The 16,851-nt window shown below is 68.7% G+C and carries 16 protein-coding genes; 6 read left to right on the top strand and 10 right to left on the bottom strand.

The window, feature by feature from the left end:
• Positions 1-196: 196 nt before the first annotated feature.
• The gene (locus tag FXO18_RS09955; RefSeq protein WP_149360967.1) at positions 197-1,762 is read right to left on the bottom strand and encodes an ABC transporter permease; all 1,566 of its coding nucleotides are present in this window, start codon (positions 1,760-1,762) and stop codon (positions 197-199) included.
• On the bottom strand, positions 1,759-2,667 hold the full coding sequence (locus FXO18_RS09950; RefSeq protein WP_149360966.1) for an ABC transporter ATP-binding protein: 909 nt from the start codon (positions 2,665-2,667) through the stop codon (positions 1,759-1,761). Before FXO18_RS09950 ends, FXO18_RS09955 begins: the two co-directional genes overlap by 4 nt.
• A 118-nt stretch (positions 2,668-2,785) precedes the next feature.
• Between FXO18_RS09950 and FXO18_RS09945 the strand changes: the two genes are divergently transcribed.
• Positions 2,786-3,400 carry a TetR/AcrR family transcriptional regulator gene (locus tag FXO18_RS09945; RefSeq protein WP_149360965.1) on the top strand — a complete coding sequence of 205 codons (615 nt, stop codon included), beginning with the start codon at positions 2,786-2,788 and terminating at the stop codon, positions 3,398-3,400.
• A 20-nt stretch (positions 3,401-3,420) separates the two neighbouring features.
• Here FXO18_RS09945 and trhA read toward each other — a convergent pair whose 3' ends face one another.
• Complete coding sequence (trhA, locus tag FXO18_RS09940; protein WP_187774296.1) at positions 3,421-4,089, bottom strand: PAQR family membrane homeostasis protein TrhA; 669 nt, start codon at positions 4,087-4,089, stop codon at positions 3,421-3,423.
• Positions 4,090-4,273: 184 nt separating this feature from the next.
• On the opposite strand from trhA, the gene FXO18_RS09935 reads away from it, so the two are divergent.
• A complete protein-coding gene (locus tag FXO18_RS09935; RefSeq protein ID WP_149360964.1) occupies positions 4,274-5,044 on the top strand; it encodes an isoprenyl transferase in 771 nt (256 codons plus the stop codon).
• A gap of 18 nt (positions 5,045-5,062) precedes the next feature.
• Here the strand turns inward: FXO18_RS09935 and coaA are convergent, their stop codons facing one another.
• Complete coding sequence (coaA, locus tag FXO18_RS09930; protein ID WP_149360963.1) at positions 5,063-5,986, bottom strand: type I pantothenate kinase; 924 nt, start codon at positions 5,984-5,986, stop codon at positions 5,063-5,065.
• A 202-nt stretch (positions 5,987-6,188) separates the two neighbouring features.
• Between coaA and FXO18_RS09925 the strand changes: the two genes are divergently transcribed.
• From FXO18_RS09925 to FXO18_RS09915, 3 genes are all read left to right on the top strand, one after another.
• Positions 6,189-7,433, top strand: a complete 1,245-nt coding sequence (locus FXO18_RS09925) for a DUF885 domain-containing protein (RefSeq protein ID WP_149360962.1) — start codon at positions 6,189-6,191, stop codon at positions 7,431-7,433.
• Between the two features lie 117 nt (positions 7,434-7,550).
• Complete coding sequence (glyA, locus tag FXO18_RS09920) at positions 7,551-8,852, top strand: serine hydroxymethyltransferase (protein ID WP_149360961.1); 1,302 nt, start codon at positions 7,551-7,553, stop codon at positions 8,850-8,852.
• Between the two features lie 263 nt (positions 8,853-9,115).
• Complete coding sequence (locus FXO18_RS09915; RefSeq protein ID WP_187774295.1) at positions 9,116-10,414, top strand: PhoH family protein; 1,299 nt, start codon at positions 9,116-9,118, stop codon at positions 10,412-10,414.
• Positions 10,415-10,523: 109 nt separating this feature from the next.
• On the opposite strand, the gene FXO18_RS09910 is transcribed toward FXO18_RS09915, so the two are convergent.
• From FXO18_RS09910 to glpX, 3 genes are all read right to left on the bottom strand, one after another.
• A complete protein-coding gene (locus tag FXO18_RS09910; RefSeq protein ID WP_149360959.1) occupies positions 10,524-10,772 on the bottom strand; it encodes a hypothetical protein in 249 nt (82 codons plus the stop codon).
• A 198-nt stretch (positions 10,773-10,970) separates the two neighbouring features.
• Complete coding sequence (locus FXO18_RS09905; RefSeq protein ID WP_149360958.1) at positions 10,971-12,362, bottom strand: class II fumarate hydratase; 1,392 nt, start codon at positions 12,360-12,362, stop codon at positions 10,971-10,973.
• A 108-nt stretch (positions 12,363-12,470) separates the two neighbouring features.
• Positions 12,471-13,529, bottom strand: a complete 1,059-nt coding sequence (gene glpX / locus FXO18_RS09900) for a class II fructose-bisphosphatase (RefSeq protein ID WP_149360957.1) — start codon at positions 13,527-13,529, stop codon at positions 12,471-12,473.
• A gap of 218 nt (positions 13,530-13,747) precedes the next feature.
• Between glpX and FXO18_RS09895 the strand changes: the two genes are divergently transcribed.
• Positions 13,748-14,302: a DUF4245 domain-containing protein gene (locus FXO18_RS09895; protein ID WP_187774294.1), complete on the top strand. Its 555-nt coding sequence runs from the start codon at positions 13,748-13,750 to the stop codon at positions 14,300-14,302.
• Positions 14,303-14,517: 215 nt separating this feature from the next.
• Here FXO18_RS09895 and FXO18_RS09890 read toward each other — a convergent pair whose 3' ends face one another.
• The 3 genes from FXO18_RS09890 to FXO18_RS09880 form a co-directional block, all read right to left on the bottom strand.
• The gene (locus tag FXO18_RS09890) at positions 14,518-14,790 is read right to left on the bottom strand and encodes an exodeoxyribonuclease VII small subunit (protein ID WP_149360955.1); all 273 of its coding nucleotides are present in this window, start codon (positions 14,788-14,790) and stop codon (positions 14,518-14,520) included.
• A 41-nt stretch (positions 14,791-14,831) separates the two neighbouring features.
• Positions 14,832-16,118 carry an exodeoxyribonuclease VII large subunit gene (gene xseA / locus FXO18_RS09885; RefSeq protein ID WP_235900593.1) on the bottom strand — a complete coding sequence of 429 codons (1,287 nt, stop codon included), beginning with the start codon at positions 16,116-16,118 and terminating at the stop codon, positions 14,832-14,834.
• Positions 16,119-16,200: 82 nt separating this feature from the next.
• On the bottom strand, positions 16,201-16,830 hold the full coding sequence (locus FXO18_RS09880; protein ID WP_149360953.1) for a lipid droplet-associated protein: 630 nt from the start codon (positions 16,828-16,830) through the stop codon (positions 16,201-16,203).
• Positions 16,831-16,851: the final 21 nt, after the last annotated feature.

Here is a 16,851-nt window from a genome sequence, read left to right as displayed (position 1 = left end):
GGGCTCCGGATGAACAGTGATCGTCAGCGCGCGAATCGACGACCGGCTCCACCCGGAGCCGGTGTAAAGCGCCAATACGACCTGACAGGAGTCATGCCAACGACCATAACGCAGGATCGCCGTTTCGTCATCTCAGTGACTATTGCGGACTACAGCCACGCTCCCACCCCCTGGGCCGGAGTCCCTCGGTCACTGGTCATCCGGCGATGTCGCGCCGCGCGAAGCCCGTCGCGGCGGCGATCAGCAGCGCTGCCGCGATGCCGAGCAAGGCCCAGGGAAAGGCCGCGGAGGGGTAGTCGGCGACATGGGCGAAGGGCGTGAGGTCGCTCGCCCACCCCGGGAGGCGCAGCACGGGCCCCAGGATCGCGATGATGGCGGACGCTGCGTACACCAGCCATGCGATGCCCACGAGGCGTGGAGCAGTGGCAGCCAGGGCGAGCGCGAGCGCGCCGAGCACGAGCGCCGGTGCTGCCTGCACCAGGCCACCGGTGATGATGCTCGTGGTGGCCGACCAATCATTCCCGCTGGCGCCCGCGCCGATCGCGAGGGCGGTGCCGCCGACGAGGCAGGTCAGCACTGCGGCAAGGAGCATCGGCAGCGCGTAGAGCGCGAGAACGCGGTGCCGGCGGAGCGGGGCCACCGCGAGGGCGGGGAGGCGGCCCGCTCGCTCATCGGCGTGCAGGCGCAGCGCCACGGCAGTAGCGCCCCCGGCGGCGAGGATGGCGAGAGCGATCAAGCAGAAGGCGAGGAACGCATCAGTGAGGGACTGGTCGCCGTAGGCGGCCATGACCTCGGCGGTGGCCTCCGAGGATCCAGCGATGCTGTCGATGCTGGGCACGATGGAGCCGAACGCGGCGAACGTGATGCCCGCGGCGACGGCCCAGGCGAGGATGGTGCCGCGCGCGAGCCGCAGGTGCAGGCCAGGAAGCGTCTGCAGCAGCGGCCCCGCGCTCGCTGGCCCGGGCCGCGCGGCGAGCAGTCCTTGCCCAAGGTCGCGGCGCGCGTTGACGGCGAGCGCGAGCAGGAAGATCATGGCCGCGGCGGCGACCGTTGCGGCGAGCGGGAGGGGATCGTTGCTCCCGAAGGGCTCGCTGGCCTGGGCCCAGCTCAGCGGCGATGCCCAGCCGAGGGGCAGGTCGGTGGTGTCGTGGATGGCGCGCAGCGCGAAGGAGGCGCCGAGGATGCCGAGCGCGAGCCTGCGTGCCGCGGAAGCGTTGCTGGCTACCTGCGCGGCGAGCAGCGCGAGCATTCCGAACAGGATGCCGATCGTCGCGGCAGCGGCACCGAATGCCAGGGAGCCGCCGTGGTCCGCGCCTGCTGCGAGGAGGGCGAGACTGATGGCGGCGCCGAGCACGAGCTGGTTGACGGTGACGAGCAAGGCGCTGGCCGCGAGGGGGGCGCGCGGGCCGATCTGTCCGGCAAGGATGAGTTCCCACGCGCCGGAATCCTCGTGGGCGCGGGTCGCGCGGATCGCGAGGAGGATCGCGCTGGCGGCGATGGCGATGCTGGCGAGCCAGCCGGCCTCGTAGACGGTGATGCCGCCGATGGTGTCGAGTCCGCGCGGGGGGCCGCTCATGGCGATCTGGGCGGTGATCTGGCCGTTGGTGCGGGCGTAGGCGACGCGCTCGGCGGCGGTGGGGTAGAGGGAGGCGATCGACCGGGCGCCGAGCCAGACGAGGGCGGGCAGGGCGAGGAGCCAGATGGCCATGCGTGCCCGGTCGAGGCGCAGGAGCAGCCGGAGGAGCGTGGCGGTGCCGGTCATCGGGTGCTCCCGCTCGGGGTGGCGTAGTAGCTGCGGAAGAGGTCCTCGAGGGTGGGGGGCGTGCACGAGAGCTCGAGGAGGCCAGCGGCGTCGAGGCGGTTGATGACCGCGGGCAGGCCTGGCGCCGAGATGTCGAACTCGGTGCGGTGGTCGCCGTCATCGGCGGAGGTGGCGAGGTTGGCCAGGCCGTCGGCGTCGTCGAGCGAGGGCTTGGCGCTGGTGCGGGCGATGATGTGGGACCGGGCGGCGCCGCGGAGCTCGGCGAGCGATCCGGTTTGCACGGTGCGGCCGTCGCGGATGATGGTGGTGGTGTCGCAGAGCTGGTCGACCTCGCTGAGGATGTGGCTCGAGAGCAGTACTGTGGTGCCTTCGCGGGCGGCGGCGGTGACGCACTGCGCGTACTCGGCGTGCATGAGCGGGTCGAGCCCGGTGGTGGGCTCATCGAGGATGAGAAGGTCCGGGCTGGCGGAGAACGCGGAGATCAGGGCGATCTTCTGCCGGTTTCCCTTGGAGTAGCCGCGGATGCGCTTGCGGGGGTCGAGACGGAAGCGGTCGATGAGCTCGGCGCGCTTGCGCGGGCTGGTGCCAGGGTTGGCGCGCGCGAGGACGTCGAGCGTCTCGCCGCCGGTGAGGCTGGGCCAGAAGGCGACATCGCCTGGCACGTAGGCGGTGCGGCGGTGGATGTCGAGCGCGTGGGTGGCGGGGTCGTGCCCGAGGACGGTGGCGTTGCCGCCGGTGCGCCGCATGAGGCCGAGAAGGATGCGGATGGTGGTGGATTTCCCGGCACCGTTGGGGCCGAGGAAGCCGTGGATCGATCCGGTGGCGACCTGGAGGTCGAGCCCGTCGAGGGCGGTGAAGCGGCCGAACTCCTTGGTGAGCGCGGTCGCGTCGATGGCGAGCTTCATGCTGGCTCCTGCGGCGAGGCGAAATGTCAGTGACTGTCAAATGACAGTGACTACCAAAAATGTAGCGCATCATGGAGTAGAACTGCAAGTGACTGTCAGAATTCGCTAGCATGGTGCCATGAGTCCCACCACGCACCGCGAGCCCGGTCTGCGCCAGCGCAAGAAGGCCGAGGCCATGCGTCGCATCCAGCACGCCGCGCTCGACCTCTTCGAGGACCAGGGCTACCAGAACGTCACCATCGAGCAGGTCGCCCGCGCCGCCGATACCTCGCCGAGCTCCGTATACCGCTACTTCGGCACCAAGGAGCAGCTCGTCCTGCACGATGACTACGACCCCGAGCTCCTCGCGCTCCTCGCCGCGGCCCCCGGCTCCATCGTCGAGGCGCTCGAGACCATGCGCGCGGGCATGGCCACCATCATGGCGGGATGGGAACGAGACGAGGTCGAGGACATTGCGCGGCGGCTGCGCCTGATGCTCGAGGAGGACAGCATCCACGCGGCCATGACGCTCCAGATGGCTGAGTTCGAGTCGTTCATCCGCTTAGCGCTCGCCGCGCGCGACGAGCCTGGCGAGGCGGCGCTGCGGACGCGGATGATCGCCGCCATCCTGGTCGCGGGGCTCGTGGCAGCGATCCGCCACTGGGCCGACACCGGATACGGCGATCGCCTCGCCGAGGTGCTCGACGAGGCGATGGCGACGATCATCCGCGCGGCGCGCGCGATCGAGGGCTGAGCCAGCTGCGGGGGGGGGGTCTAGTTGAGGGCGACCAGCCAGATCGCGATGTAGTGGCAGAGCGCGGCGATGACGGTCGCGGCGTGGAAGAACTCGTGATGACCGAACGTGGTGGGCCACGGGTTGGGCCACTTGGTGGCGTAGAGCACCGCGCCCACGCTATAGAACACGCCGCCCACGGCGAGCAGCACCAGGGGCACCATTCCGGCCTCGGAGACGAGGTCGGGAATGACGAAAGCGACCGCCCAGCCAAGCAGGATATACAGCGGCACGCCGAGCCAGACAGGCGAGGTGGGCCACAGCATCTTCAGCGCGACCCCGGCGAGCGCACCTGCCCAGACCACGGTCAGGATGAGTCGGCCCGTGTCCTCCGGCAGGGCGAGCATGCAGAAGGGCGTGTAGCTGCCGGCGATGAACAGGAAGATCATCGAGTGGTCCGCCCGCTTCATCCAGATGCGCTTGGCGGGGGACTTCCAGGTGACGCGATGGTAGAGCGCGCTGACCCCGAACAGCCCGGAGATCGTGACGCTGTAGATCGACACTGCGAGCAGCGCGCGCGATCCTTCCAGCGCACCGACCACGGAGACGAGAGTGATGCCAGTGATGATCGAGATGGCAAACGCGTAGAGATGTATCCACCCGCGCATGCGGGGCTTGAGCGGCTTGAGCGCCTCGACGATCGATGACATGGGAGCCGTCGCCTCCTTATAGGGCTGTTTGTCCGGGCAGGAACTTTACTTACGGTAGCGTAGGTTACGCAACAGTAACTTGCTGTGTGGCGCGTTCAACTCGCCGTTAATCCATTGTCCTCCCCCGAGTCGCCCAAAGCTGCCTGGCAAGCGGCGTAGGCTACGTCACCGTGGTGATCGAACTGTGAAGCTACCGTCCACAACGGTGTACCGGCTGTACGAGCAGCGACTCCTCCGGAAGCTCGAAGGCATGCAGCGTCCCAAGCACATCGCCGTCCTCTGCGACGGAAACCGCCGCTGGGCACGCGCGGCGGGCTTCACCGACGTCAGCCACGGCTACCGCATGGGCGCGCGCAAGATCGCCGAGATGCTCGAATGGTGCGACGAGGCAGGCGTCGGCCTCACCACGATCTACCTGCTCTCCACCGAGAACCTCCACCGCGACCCCGATGAGCTCGCCGCGCTCCTCGAGATCATCACCGACGTCGTCGAGGAGATCTCCGGGCCCGGCAAGAACTGGCGCGTCCGCGTCGTCGGTGCGATGGAATTGCTCCCGGAAGCCGCCGCGACGCGTCTTCAGGAGGCCGCGCGGCGCACCCGCGGGCGCACCGGGACCAACGTCAACGTCGCGGTCGGCTATGGCGGCCGCCAGGAGATTTCCGACGCCGTCCGCGCGCTGCTCGCCCGCGCCATCTCCGCGGGGAAGACCGGCGACGAGCTCATCGAGTCCATCACCGTCGAAGGCATCGCCGATCACCTCTACACCTCAGGCCAGCCCGACCCCGACCTCGTCATCCGCACCTCCGGCGAGCAACGCCTCTCCGGCTTCCTGCTGTGGCAGAGCGCCTACTCCGAGATCTGGTTCACCGAGGCCTACTGGCCCGAGTTCCGGCGCGTCGACTTCCTCCGCGCACTGCGCGACTACGGCGCCCGCCACCGCCGCTTCGGTCGCTGAGAAGCACCGGCGGCAGGCTCACAGCTTGCGCAGCCGCAGCCTGTTGATCCGGTGATTGTTGTCCTTGCGCAGCACCAGCGTCGCCCGGGGGCGGGTCGGCAGGATGTTCTCCACGAGGTTCGGATAGTTGATCGACGCCCAGATCTCGGACGCCTTGGCGCGCGCATCCTCATCCGACAGCGACGAGTAGTGGTGGAAGTGCGAGCGCGGATCCGCGAACGCCGTCTTGCGCAGCGTCAGGAACCGCTGGATGTACCAGTCCTCGATGTCCTCGATGCGCGCATCGACATAGATGGAGAAATCGAACAGGTCCGACACCATCAGCGTCGGGCCGGTCTGCAGCACGTTCAAGCCCTCGATGATCAGGATGTCGGGCTGGCGCACCACGTGCCGCGCCCCGGCCACGATGTCATACGCATGATGCGAGTACACCGGCGCGGAAACCTCCGCGGCGCCCGACTTGACCTCCGTGACGAAGCGCAGCAGCGCCCGCCGGTCATAGCTATCGGGAAAACCCTTGCGGTGCATGATCCCGCGCCGCTGCAGCTCCCGCGTCGAATGCAGGAACCCATCGGTGGTCACTAGGTCCACCCGCGGATGGTTCTCCCACCGCGCGAGCAGCGCCTGCAGCACGCGCGCGGTGGTGGACTTGCCCACCGCGACGCTACCGGCGACCCCGATCACGAACGGGACCTGCTGGTCGGGGTGCGCCTCGCCGAGGAATGTCGCGGTCGCGGCGAACAGCCTTTGCCGCGCCGCCACCTGCAAATGGATCAGCCGGGAAAGCGGCAGGTACACCTCCTCGACCTCCGCGAGATCGATCTGCTCGCCGAGTCCGCGCAGCCCGCGCAGCTCATCCTCGGTCAGCACCATCGGCTGCGACCTGCGCAGCCCTCGCCATTGGTCGCGGGTGAACGCCACATACGGGCTCGGCTCGCTCATCGACAAGCCCCCTCGCTGGCGTAGTGCCGGGCGCCGGACCTGGATTCCGTGCGCTCACCGATGTTCGAACTGATCGTCAACTCCTCGTGCTTGGCCCGATGCCCTGCCCACGCGGCCCTACAGGCAGATCCTAGCCCCTGCGACGCGCTCCGGATCCAGTACCTCGGCGGGCACGGCCGCGTTGCCGATATCGTGGACCGTCATGGACAGCGCGGCGCCCACGGACGGACTCGTCAACGACTACCTGCGGCTCGGTCTGCGGTTCGACCGCATCGAGGAAGGATTCGTCGACGCCTACACCGGCGATCCCGCGCTGCGGCGCGAGGTCCTCGACGAACCCGCTCCCGATCCCGCGCGGCTCGCCGCCGAGGCCCGCCGGCTGCGCCGCGACATCGACCAGAGCGATCTGCCGGCGCAGCGCCGCGAGTTCATCGCCACGCACCTGCGGGCGCTCGAGTGCTCCGGCCGCAAGCTCGCCGGCGAGGCTGTCCCGTTCATCGAGGAGGTCCGCGACTACTTCGACGTCGAGATCGGGCTCGGCGACCCCGAGCACTACCGGCAGGCCCACCGCGAGCTCGACGCGCTCCTCCCCGGGAACGACGACCTCGCCGAGCGGATGCGCGCGCACCGGGCCAGCGAGGAGATCCCGCCCGAGCGGCTCGACGAATGCGTGGCGGCATTCTCGAGCGCGCTGCGCGATATCGTGCGGACCCGCTTCGGCCTGCCCGCCAACGAGCAGGTCACCTTCGACATCGTCACCGACAAGCCGTGGTCGGGCTTCAACTATTACGAGGGCGGCTTCCGCTCCACCGTTGCCATCAACGCCGACCTGCGGCAGCACACCTCCTCGCTGCCGCACCTGATCGCCCACGAGGCATACCCCGGCCACCACACCGAGCACTGCCACAAGGACATCGCGCTCGTCGAGCAGGGGCAGCCCGAGCAGACCATCTTCCTCGTCAATACCCCGCAATGCCTCATGGCCGAGGGGCTCGCGGACCTCGCGCTGCACGCGGCAGCGGGGGAGCAGTGGGGCACCTGGGCCCAGGAGATCTACGCCGACCTTGGCCTGCGCTTCGACGGGGAGCGCGCGCAACGGATCGCCGCCGCGGCATCGGGGCTGCTGGCCGTCCGGCAGGACGCGGCCATCATGCTCCACGACCGCCACGCCGATGCCGACGAGGTGGCGGAGTTCCTGCAGCGCTGGCTGCTCATCACCCCGCAGCGCGCCCGGCAGACGCTCCGGTTCCTCACCTCGCCGCTCTGGCGGGCCTACGTGAGCACCTATGTGGAGGGCTACCAGTTGCTGCGCGACTGGTTGCGCCTCGACGACACGAGCACCCCGGTGGCCGGGCAGCCAGGCTCGGGGGGAAGGTTCGCGCGGCTGCTCGACGAGCCCCTGCTGCCGGGCACGCTGCGGGCCGATCTCGGCCGGGCACGGAGCTGAACCGTCCGCTGCTGCTCGCTCGTGGCGGGTTTCACCGGGGCTGTGAAGTTCCGTACACTTGGGCAGGCTTCGCGCGATCGACGTCGCCACGGACGAAGAACCCAGGAGATTTCACTGATGACTGCTGCATCCGCTGCCGCTTCGAGCTTCACCGCATCGCTCGCTGAGGTCGATCCCGACGTCGCGGCAGCGATGGCCGGTGAGCTCGCGAGGCAGCGCGACACCCTCGAGATGATCGCGTCGGAGAACTTCGTGCCCCGTGCGGTGCTGCAGGCCCAGGGCTCCGTCCTGACCAACAAGTACGCCGAGGGCTACCCGGGGCGCCGCTACTACGGTGGCTGCGAGCACGTCGATGTCGTCGAGAACCTCGCGCGCGATCGTGCCAAGGCCCTGTTCGGCGCCGAGTTCGCCAACGTGCAGCCCCATGCGGGCGCCCAGGCCAACGCGGCGGTCCTGCATGCGCTGATGAAGCCGGGCGAGCGGCTGATGGGCCTCGATCTCGCCCACGGCGGCCACCTCACCCACGGCATGCGCCTCAACTTCTCCGGCAAGCTCTACGAGGTCGGCTTCTACGGCGTCGATCCCACCACCTTCCGCGTGGACATGGACGCCATCCGCGCGAAGGCGCTCGAGTTCCGCCCCGAGGTCATCGTCGCCGGCTGGTCGGCCTACCCCCGCCAGCAGGACTTCGCCGCGTTCCGCGCCATCGCTGATGAGGTCGGCGCGAAGCTGTGGGTGGACATGGCCCACTTCGCTGGCCTCGTCGCCGCGGGCCTGCACCCCTCGCCCGTGCCGCACGCCGACATCGTCTCCACCACCGTCCACAAGACGCTCGGCGGCCCCCGCTCCGGGCTGATCATGGGCACCAAGGAATGGCAGAAGCCCATCAACTCGGCAGTTTTCCCCGGGCAGCAGGGTGGACCGCTGATGCATGCGATCGCCGCGAAGGCAGTCGCGTTCAAGATCGCCGCGACCGAGGAGTTCGCGCAGCGCCAGCAGCGCACCCTCTCCGGTGCCCGCATCATCGCGGAGCGCCTCACCCACAGCGACGTCGCGGGCAAGGGCATCTCCGTCCTCACCGGCGGCACCGATGTGCACCTCGTGCTCGTCGACCTGCGTGATTCCGAGCTCGACGGCCAGCAGGCCGAGGACCTCCTCCACGAGGCAGGCATCACCGTCAACCGCAACGCTGTCCCGTTCGACCCGAGGCCGCCGATGGTCACCTCCGGCCTGCGCATCGGCACCGCCGCGCTCGCCACCCGCGGGTTCGGCGACGCCGAGTTCAGCAAGGTCGCCGACATCATCGCCCGCGCCCTCACCGGCGCCGCCGACGTGGATAAGCTACGTGGCGAGGTCTCCGCGCTGGCGAAGGAGCTCCCGCTGTACGAGGGCCTCGAGGACTGGCGCCTGATCGGCTAGCAAGCACGACGAAGGCGGCGAAACCACAGGTGAACAGTGGTCTCGCCGCCTTTCGTAACGGTTCACCCAACGTTTACCGCCATGGCGTCACCTCGACAACGAGCGAGCGGTAGCGTCGCCGGTGTAGGGCACATCACGTGCCTACCCGGGAAGCCCTGACCGCCATCACGAAAGGGTCGGCACCCGACCCGGCGCACGGGACCACCCCGGCCACAGCGAGACCGCCCACAGTGGTGCGCGTGGGCAAAGGAGCGCCCGTGACCGTGACGAACACCCCACGTTCCGTCCGCACATATGTCCTCGACACGTCGGTCCTGCTGTCCGACCCGAGGGCGCTCGCGCGGTTCGACGAGCACCACATCGTCCTTCCTCTCGTCGTCATCGGCGAGCTCGAGGCCAAGCGCCACCACCCCGAGCTCGGCTGGTTCGCCCGGGAATCCCTGCGCACCCTCGAGGACCTCCGCACCGAGCACGGCCGGCTCGACAGCCCCGTGCCCGTCGGCACCCTCGGCGGCACCCTCCGCGTCGAGCTCAACCACATCGATCCCGATGTCCTGCCCGCGGGTTTCCGCACCGAGACCAACGACTCGCGCATCCTCGCCTGCGCGCTCAACCTCGCCGCGGAGGGCCAGGATGTGGTGCTCGTCAGCAAGGACATCCCGCTGCGCGTCAAGGCCGGGGCCGTGGGCCTGCGCGCCGACGAGTACCACGCCCACGACGTCGTGATCTCCGGCTGGACCGGCATGACCGAGGTCTCCGTCGATCGCGCCACCATCGATGCGCTGTTCGAGACCGGCGAGATCGATCTCGAGGAGGCCCGCGAGCTGCCCTGCCACACCGGCCTGCGGCTGCTCTCCGCGAGCTCGAGCGCCCTGGGCCGCGTCACCGCCGACAAGACCATCAAGCTCGTCCGGGGCGACCGGGAGGCATTCGGGCTGCACGGACGGTCCGCGGAGCAGCGCATCGCCCTCGACATCCTCCTCGACGACAGTGTCGGCATCGTTTCCCTCGGCGGCCGCGCGGGCACCGGCAAGTCAGCCCTCGCCCTGTGCGCCGGGCTCGAATCAGTCCTCGAGCATGGCAACCACCGCAAGATCGTGGTGTTCCGGCCCCTCTACGCCGTCGGCGGACAGGAGCTCGGCTACCTGCCGGGCAGCGAGAGCGAGAAGATGGGGCCCTGGGCGCAGGCCGTGTTCGACACCCTCGAAGGGCTCGCCAGCCCCAACGTGATCGAGGAAGTGCTCTCCCGCGGCATGCTCGAGGTCCTGCCGCTCACCCACATCCGCGGACGCAGCCTCCACGATTCGTTCGTCATCGTCGACGAGGCCCAGTCCCTGGAGCGCAACGTGCTGCTCACCGTGCTCTCCCGCCTCGGCACCGGGTCGCGGGTCGTGCTCACCCACGATATCGCCCAGCGCGACAACCTCCGCGTCGGCCGGTTCGATGGGGTAGCTGCGGTCATCGAGAAGCTCAAGGGGCACCCGCTGTTCGCGCACATCACCCTGACGCGCAGCGAGCGTTCTCCCATCGCGGCGCTGGTGACCGACCTGCTGGAAAGCTGACGCGGCTGCTTCGCGGCAAACGGCGGACGGCCCCGGGATGATTCCCCGGGGCCGTCCTCAGTCATCGGGCGAATGCCGCGGGGAAGATGCCCCTGCAGCATTCGACGGGTCACTCCTCGCCGGTCAGATCCTCGGCCTCGTCCAGCGGGGCCGTGACGCCCGGATCCTCGGCGGGTGCCTCGCCGAACGACATCGTATCGAGCTGATCGAGAATGCCCGACTCGGTGAGGGTACCGAGGATCGCATCGAGCATCCCGGTCGAGACTTGCCCGAAGATCTCACCGAACACCTCGTTCAGGGCGTCGCCACCCACGACGCCGAGCAGATCGAATCCCCCATCGAGGAATGCATCCAGCATTGGCCGCTCCAATCATTGTCCACGCCTTGCGATACTGGCCGCGCTGACACGACCGCTCCAGCATTCGTAGCACGCCGCCGGGCCCGTTCCTCCCGGCTCAACCAGACCGCAACGCAGACGAGACCGCGCGTGCATCAAAACAGCTGCCCGGCAGCGGAACAGGTCCGCTACCGGGCAGCTAGGCGCAATGCGACAGGCCTACTTGACCTTCGCCATGGCGAGCACATCGAGGCGCTTGTCGAGCTCGGCCTCCGACAGCTTCTCCGGCACAAGGCCGCGGTCGATCACGGTCTGCCGGATCGTCTTCTTCTCCTTGAGCGCTTCCTTCGCGACCGCGGCAGCCTCCTCGTAGCCGATGGCGCTGTTGAGCGGCGTCACGATCGACGGCGAGGACTCGGCGAGCTCCTTGAGGTGCTCGGTGTTGGCCACCAGCCCCGCGATGCAGCGATCCGCGAAGATGCGCGACACGTTGGAGAGCAGCGTGAACGACTCCAGCACGTTGCGCGCCATCATCGGGATGTAGACGTTCAGCTCGAACGCGCCATTGCCGCCGCCCCACGTGACGGCAGCATCATTGCCGATGATCTGCGCGCCGACCTGCGTCACGGCCTCCGGGATGACCGGGTTCACCTTGCCCGGCATGATCGACGAGCCCGGCTGCAGGTCCGGCAGCTGGAGCTCGCCGAGGCCAGTCAGCGGGCCGGAGCCCATCCAGCGGATATCGTTGGCGATCTTCGTCAGCGACACCGCGATCGTCTTCAGCGCGCCGGATGCCTCGACCAGGCCATCGCGGGCGGCCTGCGCCTCGAAGTGATCAGCGGCCTCGCGCAGCTCCGACAAGCCCGTGGACTTCTTCAGCTCCTTGACGACCTTCGCGCCGAACTTGTCCGGTGCGTTGAGGCCGCTGCCCACCGCGGTGCCGCCGATCGGCAGCTCGCCCAGGCGGGGGAGCGTCGCCTTGACGCGCTCGATGCCCGCCTCGATCTGTCGTGCATAGCCGCCGAACTCCTGGCCCAGCGTCACCGGAACCGCATCCATCAGGTGCGTGCGGCCCGACTTCACCACGTTCTTCCACTCCACCGACTTCGCCTGCAGCGCCTTGTGCAGGTGCTCGAGCGCGGGGACCAGCGTCTTGATCGCAGCCTCGGTCGCCGCGAGGTGCGTCGCAGTGGGGAACGTATCGTTCGACGACTGCGACATGTTCACATGATCGTTCGGGTGGACCGTCACGCCGTTCTGCGCGGCGATCGACGCGATGACCTCGTTGGCGTTCATGTTCGAGCTCGTGCCGGAGCCGGTCTGGAACACATCGATCGGGAACTGATCGTCATGCTTGCCCTCGGCGATCTCGTTGGCCGCCGCGATGATCGCCTCGGCCTGCTCGGCCGGGAGCAGCCCGAGATCCTTGTTCACCTTGGCGCACGCGGCCTTCAACAGGCCCATCGCACGGATCTGCGTGCGCTCGAGGCCACGGCCACTGATGGGGAAGTTCTCCACCGCGCGCTGCGTCTGCGCGCGCCACAACGCGTCGACAGGGACACGCACCTCTCCCATGGTGTCGTGCTCGATGCGGTACTGCTGTTCAGCCACGGTTCCTCCGGGATGGTCGACTTTGCTCTCGGGCCTTGCTGTTCGTGCACAATACTGCTGCCCCCGCCAGGCAGGGGAAGCGAGGGGCGGCGCCATCGGCGCCAGCGATCAGGGCAACGGCGGGAACGCCGAGCCGTCACCCTCGAAATCAATGCTGGAGTACGACTTCAGCTTCGTCAGGCGATGATAGGCCTCGATCATCCGGACCGTGCCCGACTTCGAGCGCATCACGATCGACTGGGTCGTCGCGCCGCCCGCGCGGTAGCGCACACCGCGCAGCAGATCGCCATCAGTGATCCCGGTGGCCACGAAGAACACATTGTCGCCCGCGACGAGATCCTCGGTCAGCAGCACCCGATCGAGGTCATACCCGCGATCCAGCGCCTTTTGCCGCTCCTCGTCATCCTTCGGCGCCAGCCGGCCCACCAGCGTGCCACCGAGGCACCGCATCGCAGCGGCCGCGATGATGCCCTCCGGGGTGCCACCGATGCCCATCAGCATGTCCGTGCCCGAATCCGGACGGGCCGTGGCGATAGCGCCGGCGACATCGCCATCAGAGATCAACCGGATCCGCGCGCCCGTCTCGCGGACCTCCTGGATCAGCTTCGCGTGGCGCGGGCGATCCAGGATGCACACCACCACATCACCGACGCTGGACTTGTGCGCCTTCGCCACCCGCTGGATGTTCGCCTTCACCGGGTCATTGATGTCGATGACATCCGCGGCATCCGGGCCCACTGCGATCTTCTCCATGTAGAACACCGCCGACGGATCAAACATCGCGCCGCGCTCGGCGACCGCGAGGACCGAGATGGCGTTCGGCTTGCCCTTCGCCATCAGCGTCGTCCCGTCGATCGGATCAACGGCCACATCCACCTCGGGACCCTCGCCGTTGCCGACCTCCTCGCCGTTGTACAGCATCGGGGCCTCGTCCTTCTCGCCCTCCCCGATGACCACCGTGCCACGCATCGTCACCGTGCTCACGAGCTGGCGCATCGCATCCACCGCGGCACCGTCCCCGCCCTCCTTCGCGCCACGGCCGACCCACCGGCCCGCGGCCATCGCGCCCGCCTCGGTGACGCGCACGAGCTCCAGCGCGAGATTGCGGTCAGGCTTGGGGTTCAGCAAAGGATCAGGGGTGGGTGTGCCACCGGAAATGGTCGTCATGGACGAGGTGCCTCCCTCAGGTTTGTCGCCGGGCCCGGCGCCCAGAGCAGCGACGAGCCCACAGCGTCAGGATGTGCTCGCTCGCATTCTTCCAGAGAAACCCGCACCGGGTGGGCGGCAGGCGCAACATGTCGTGGCCCGCGGGCTTCGCGGCGCACCCAGGGATCGCCAGCCACGGCGATGCGGGTTCCTGGCCGGAAGTTTGGAATACTGGCCCCGTGGCGTCGAACAAACCTCGCATCCTGCAGAACCAGCGCGACATGCTCCTCACGATGATCCCGCTCGTCCTCCTCATCGCGCTCGTCGCTGGCATCTCCGGCCTGTGGAGCAACCCAGACCCGGCCCCCGTCGGCAGCATCGACGAGACGCTCGCCCTCGAGTACGACGCCACCATCGTGGATTTCCCCATCCGCATCCCCGACGCGCCCTCGGAATGGCAGCCCAACTCCGGGCAGCGCGTCGAGCTGGAGGAGGACGGCGGCGGCATCGTCACCTGGATCGGCTACGTCACCGACGACAACCTCTACCTTCGGTACAGCCAGTCCGGCATCAGTGCCCAGCGGCTCGTCGAGTACCACTACGGCGATATCAACAATGTCCTCGGCACCGAGACGGTCGACGGAACCACCTGGACCCTCTACCGCGCCGGCAACGGAGAGCCCATCTGGCTCGTCGACCTCGACGACGTGCGCATCGCCATGACTGGCAGCGCCACCGAGGCGCAGTTCACCACCATGGCCGAGCGCATCATGGCCGTCGAGCCGCTCGACTAGCTGGGGCTGGGCCGGATGGCGGCCCGTGCGGCCTTGGTCGGGCTGGCTCGCGGCTGGCGGCCCGTGCTGCACAAGCACCGGAAGCTGCTAAACGCGATAGAAGCCGCGCCTGGTTCGCGGCAGTTTGTATCGCGTTTGCGGCTTGGGACTCGCGTGCGGCGCGGCTGGCGAGCGCGGCGACAGGCGAATGCCGCCACCGGGGAATCCCTGACGCATCAGCCCGCGTCGCTGTCCTCGCCGCCAACCTCGTCGCGCGCCGCGATGGCAGTCTCGATGCGATTTCGCGCACCGGAGAGATGCTCCTCGCAACGGTCCGCGAGCTGCTCGCCGCGCTCCCAGAGGGTGATCGAGGTGTCGAGATCGAGCCCGCCTTGCTCGAGTACACGAACGATGTCGATGAGCTCGTCGCGCGCACGCTCGTAGCCCAGCGTGGCGGTCGCCGGGCGCGACTGGATCTGCTCGGGCGTGATCTGCTCGGCCTGCGCCATGATCGTGGGACCTTTCGTTATCGGTTCGGGGGTTGCCTGAACTATTCGGAGCCGCGCGAGGAGGCGCGGAACACACCATCGGTGACGCGCACCCGCAGCTCGGTGCCCGCCGCGGCCTGAGCCACCGATGTGACGACCCGTGCCGGGCCGTCCGCCGGGATCTCCTGCACCACCGCGTAGCCGCGAGCCAGCGTTGCTGCGGGGCCGAGGGCGGCAAGCCTGGCCCGGACATGCGAGATCTCTGACCGCGCGACATCCACGGCCCGGGAGAGCTCCCGGCGCGCGCGCTCGCGGTGCAGGGTGATGTCCTCGCGATGCTGGTCGACCATGACCATCGGCGTAGCGAGCACCGGTCGCGTCCGCAGCTGCTCCAGCAGGCGTTCCTCGCGCACCACCCATGTTCGCAGAGCGGAGACGCAACGGTCCCGCAGTTCCCGTACGAGCTGGCGCTCCGCAACCACGTCGGGGACCACGCGCTTGGCTGCATCGGTGGGCGTGGCGGCCCGCACATCGGCGACATGGTCGCACACGGGACTATCCGGCTCGTGCCCGATCGCCGACACGACTGGAGTGGTGGCGCTGGCGATGGCGCGGCACAAGGCCTCGTCGGAGAAGGGCAGCAGGTCCTCGACGCTGCCACCTCCGCGAGCGATGATGATCACATCGATCTCGGGATCCGCATCGAGCTCCCGCAGTGCCTCCACGATTTGCGCGACAGCCCCGGCGCCCTGGACAGGGGTGTTGCGGATCTGGAACTCCACCTCGGGCCAGCGCCGCTCGCTCACCGACACCACATCGCGCTCCGCGGCGCTCGCTCGCCCAGTGATGAGGCCGATCCGGTTCGGCAGGAACGGCAGCGGACGCTTCAGCCGCGGATCGAACAATCCCTCTGCCTGCAGCAATGCCTTCAGCCGCTCGATGCGGGCCAGCAGCTCACCGATCCCGACCGGCCGGATCTCGGTCACTTGCAGCGAGAACGTGCCCCGGCCCACGTAGAACGATGGCTTGCCCCACACCACCACTCGCGTTCCCTCCACCAGCTCGACCGGGGATTCCGAGAGCAGGCGGGGAGAGCACGTGACCTGTAGCGACACATCCGCCGAGGGATCGCGCAGCGTCAGGAAAGACGTCCTGGTTCCGGGGCGGCGGCTGAGCTGCGTGATCTGGCCCTCCACCCACACGCCGCCGAGCCGATCGATCCACTGCTTGATCTTGGTGGAGACGACCCGGACGGGCCACGGCTCATCCGCGGTGCTCGCCGGGCCCGGGGCAGCGCCCGATGCAGTGCTCGGCGGGGGGCCGCCACTGGATTGTGCTGAGGAACTCACCCGGACGACAGTACAAGCCGGCCCCGACATTTCTTGGATCAGCGCGCCCCAGCTGACCGGGACCGCTCGCTGCGCGAGGACCCTAGTTGCCCGAGACCGTGGTGATCCGGTTGGCCAGCATCGTCTGGAACGGAGCGCGCTGGAACTTCTGCTCCTCGTAGCGCAGCAGCTCGGACAGCTCGTCGCGCGAGAGCTTGCGCAGCCGCGCACGGAGCTGCGCGAGGGTAAGGGTGTCGTAGGCGATGCGCGCGGCGATCGCGGGAACGAACACATCATTCTCGAGCGCGACGCTGATGGCCCGGCTCGACGCCGAGACCGTGGCCCGGCGAGGTGGTTGAACGGCCTTGGCCGGGCTGACCGGCGCTGAGTAGAGCGCGAACCGACCGCTCGCCGCCGCGGAGGCAGCCGGCGCGGAGACCGCCTTGGGCGCGGGCGAGCCGGCGGGCCGGGCCACGGTGCTCACGCTGTCACGGTCCTCGTCGAAGGTCGCCCATTCGGGCTCATCCTGCGGCGGGTACAGCCATACGAATGCTTGATCGCCCTTGATGGCCAGCTCTGTCATCTTTTGCTGCATCCGCATCGAGGTTTGCAGCACCTGGCTCACCGCGGTCATCGGGAAGGTCGCGGCGGTGCTGGGTAGTCGTCGTGTTTCCTCGACCAGCGTGACGGCGATGCCAGCCATGACTCGTGCGGCGAAAGGAGGGCGTCTCATGCTTCCAGCGTGCCCTATCAC

It is taken from the genome of Lolliginicoccus suaedae (genome assembly GCF_008312885.1).
Lineage (GTDB): Bacteria > Actinomycetota > Actinomycetes > Mycobacteriales > Mycobacteriaceae > Lolliginicoccus > Lolliginicoccus suaedae.
The sequence above is the reverse complement of the archived record's forward strand: the minus strand, read 5'-3'. Positions and strand labels throughout refer to the sequence as shown.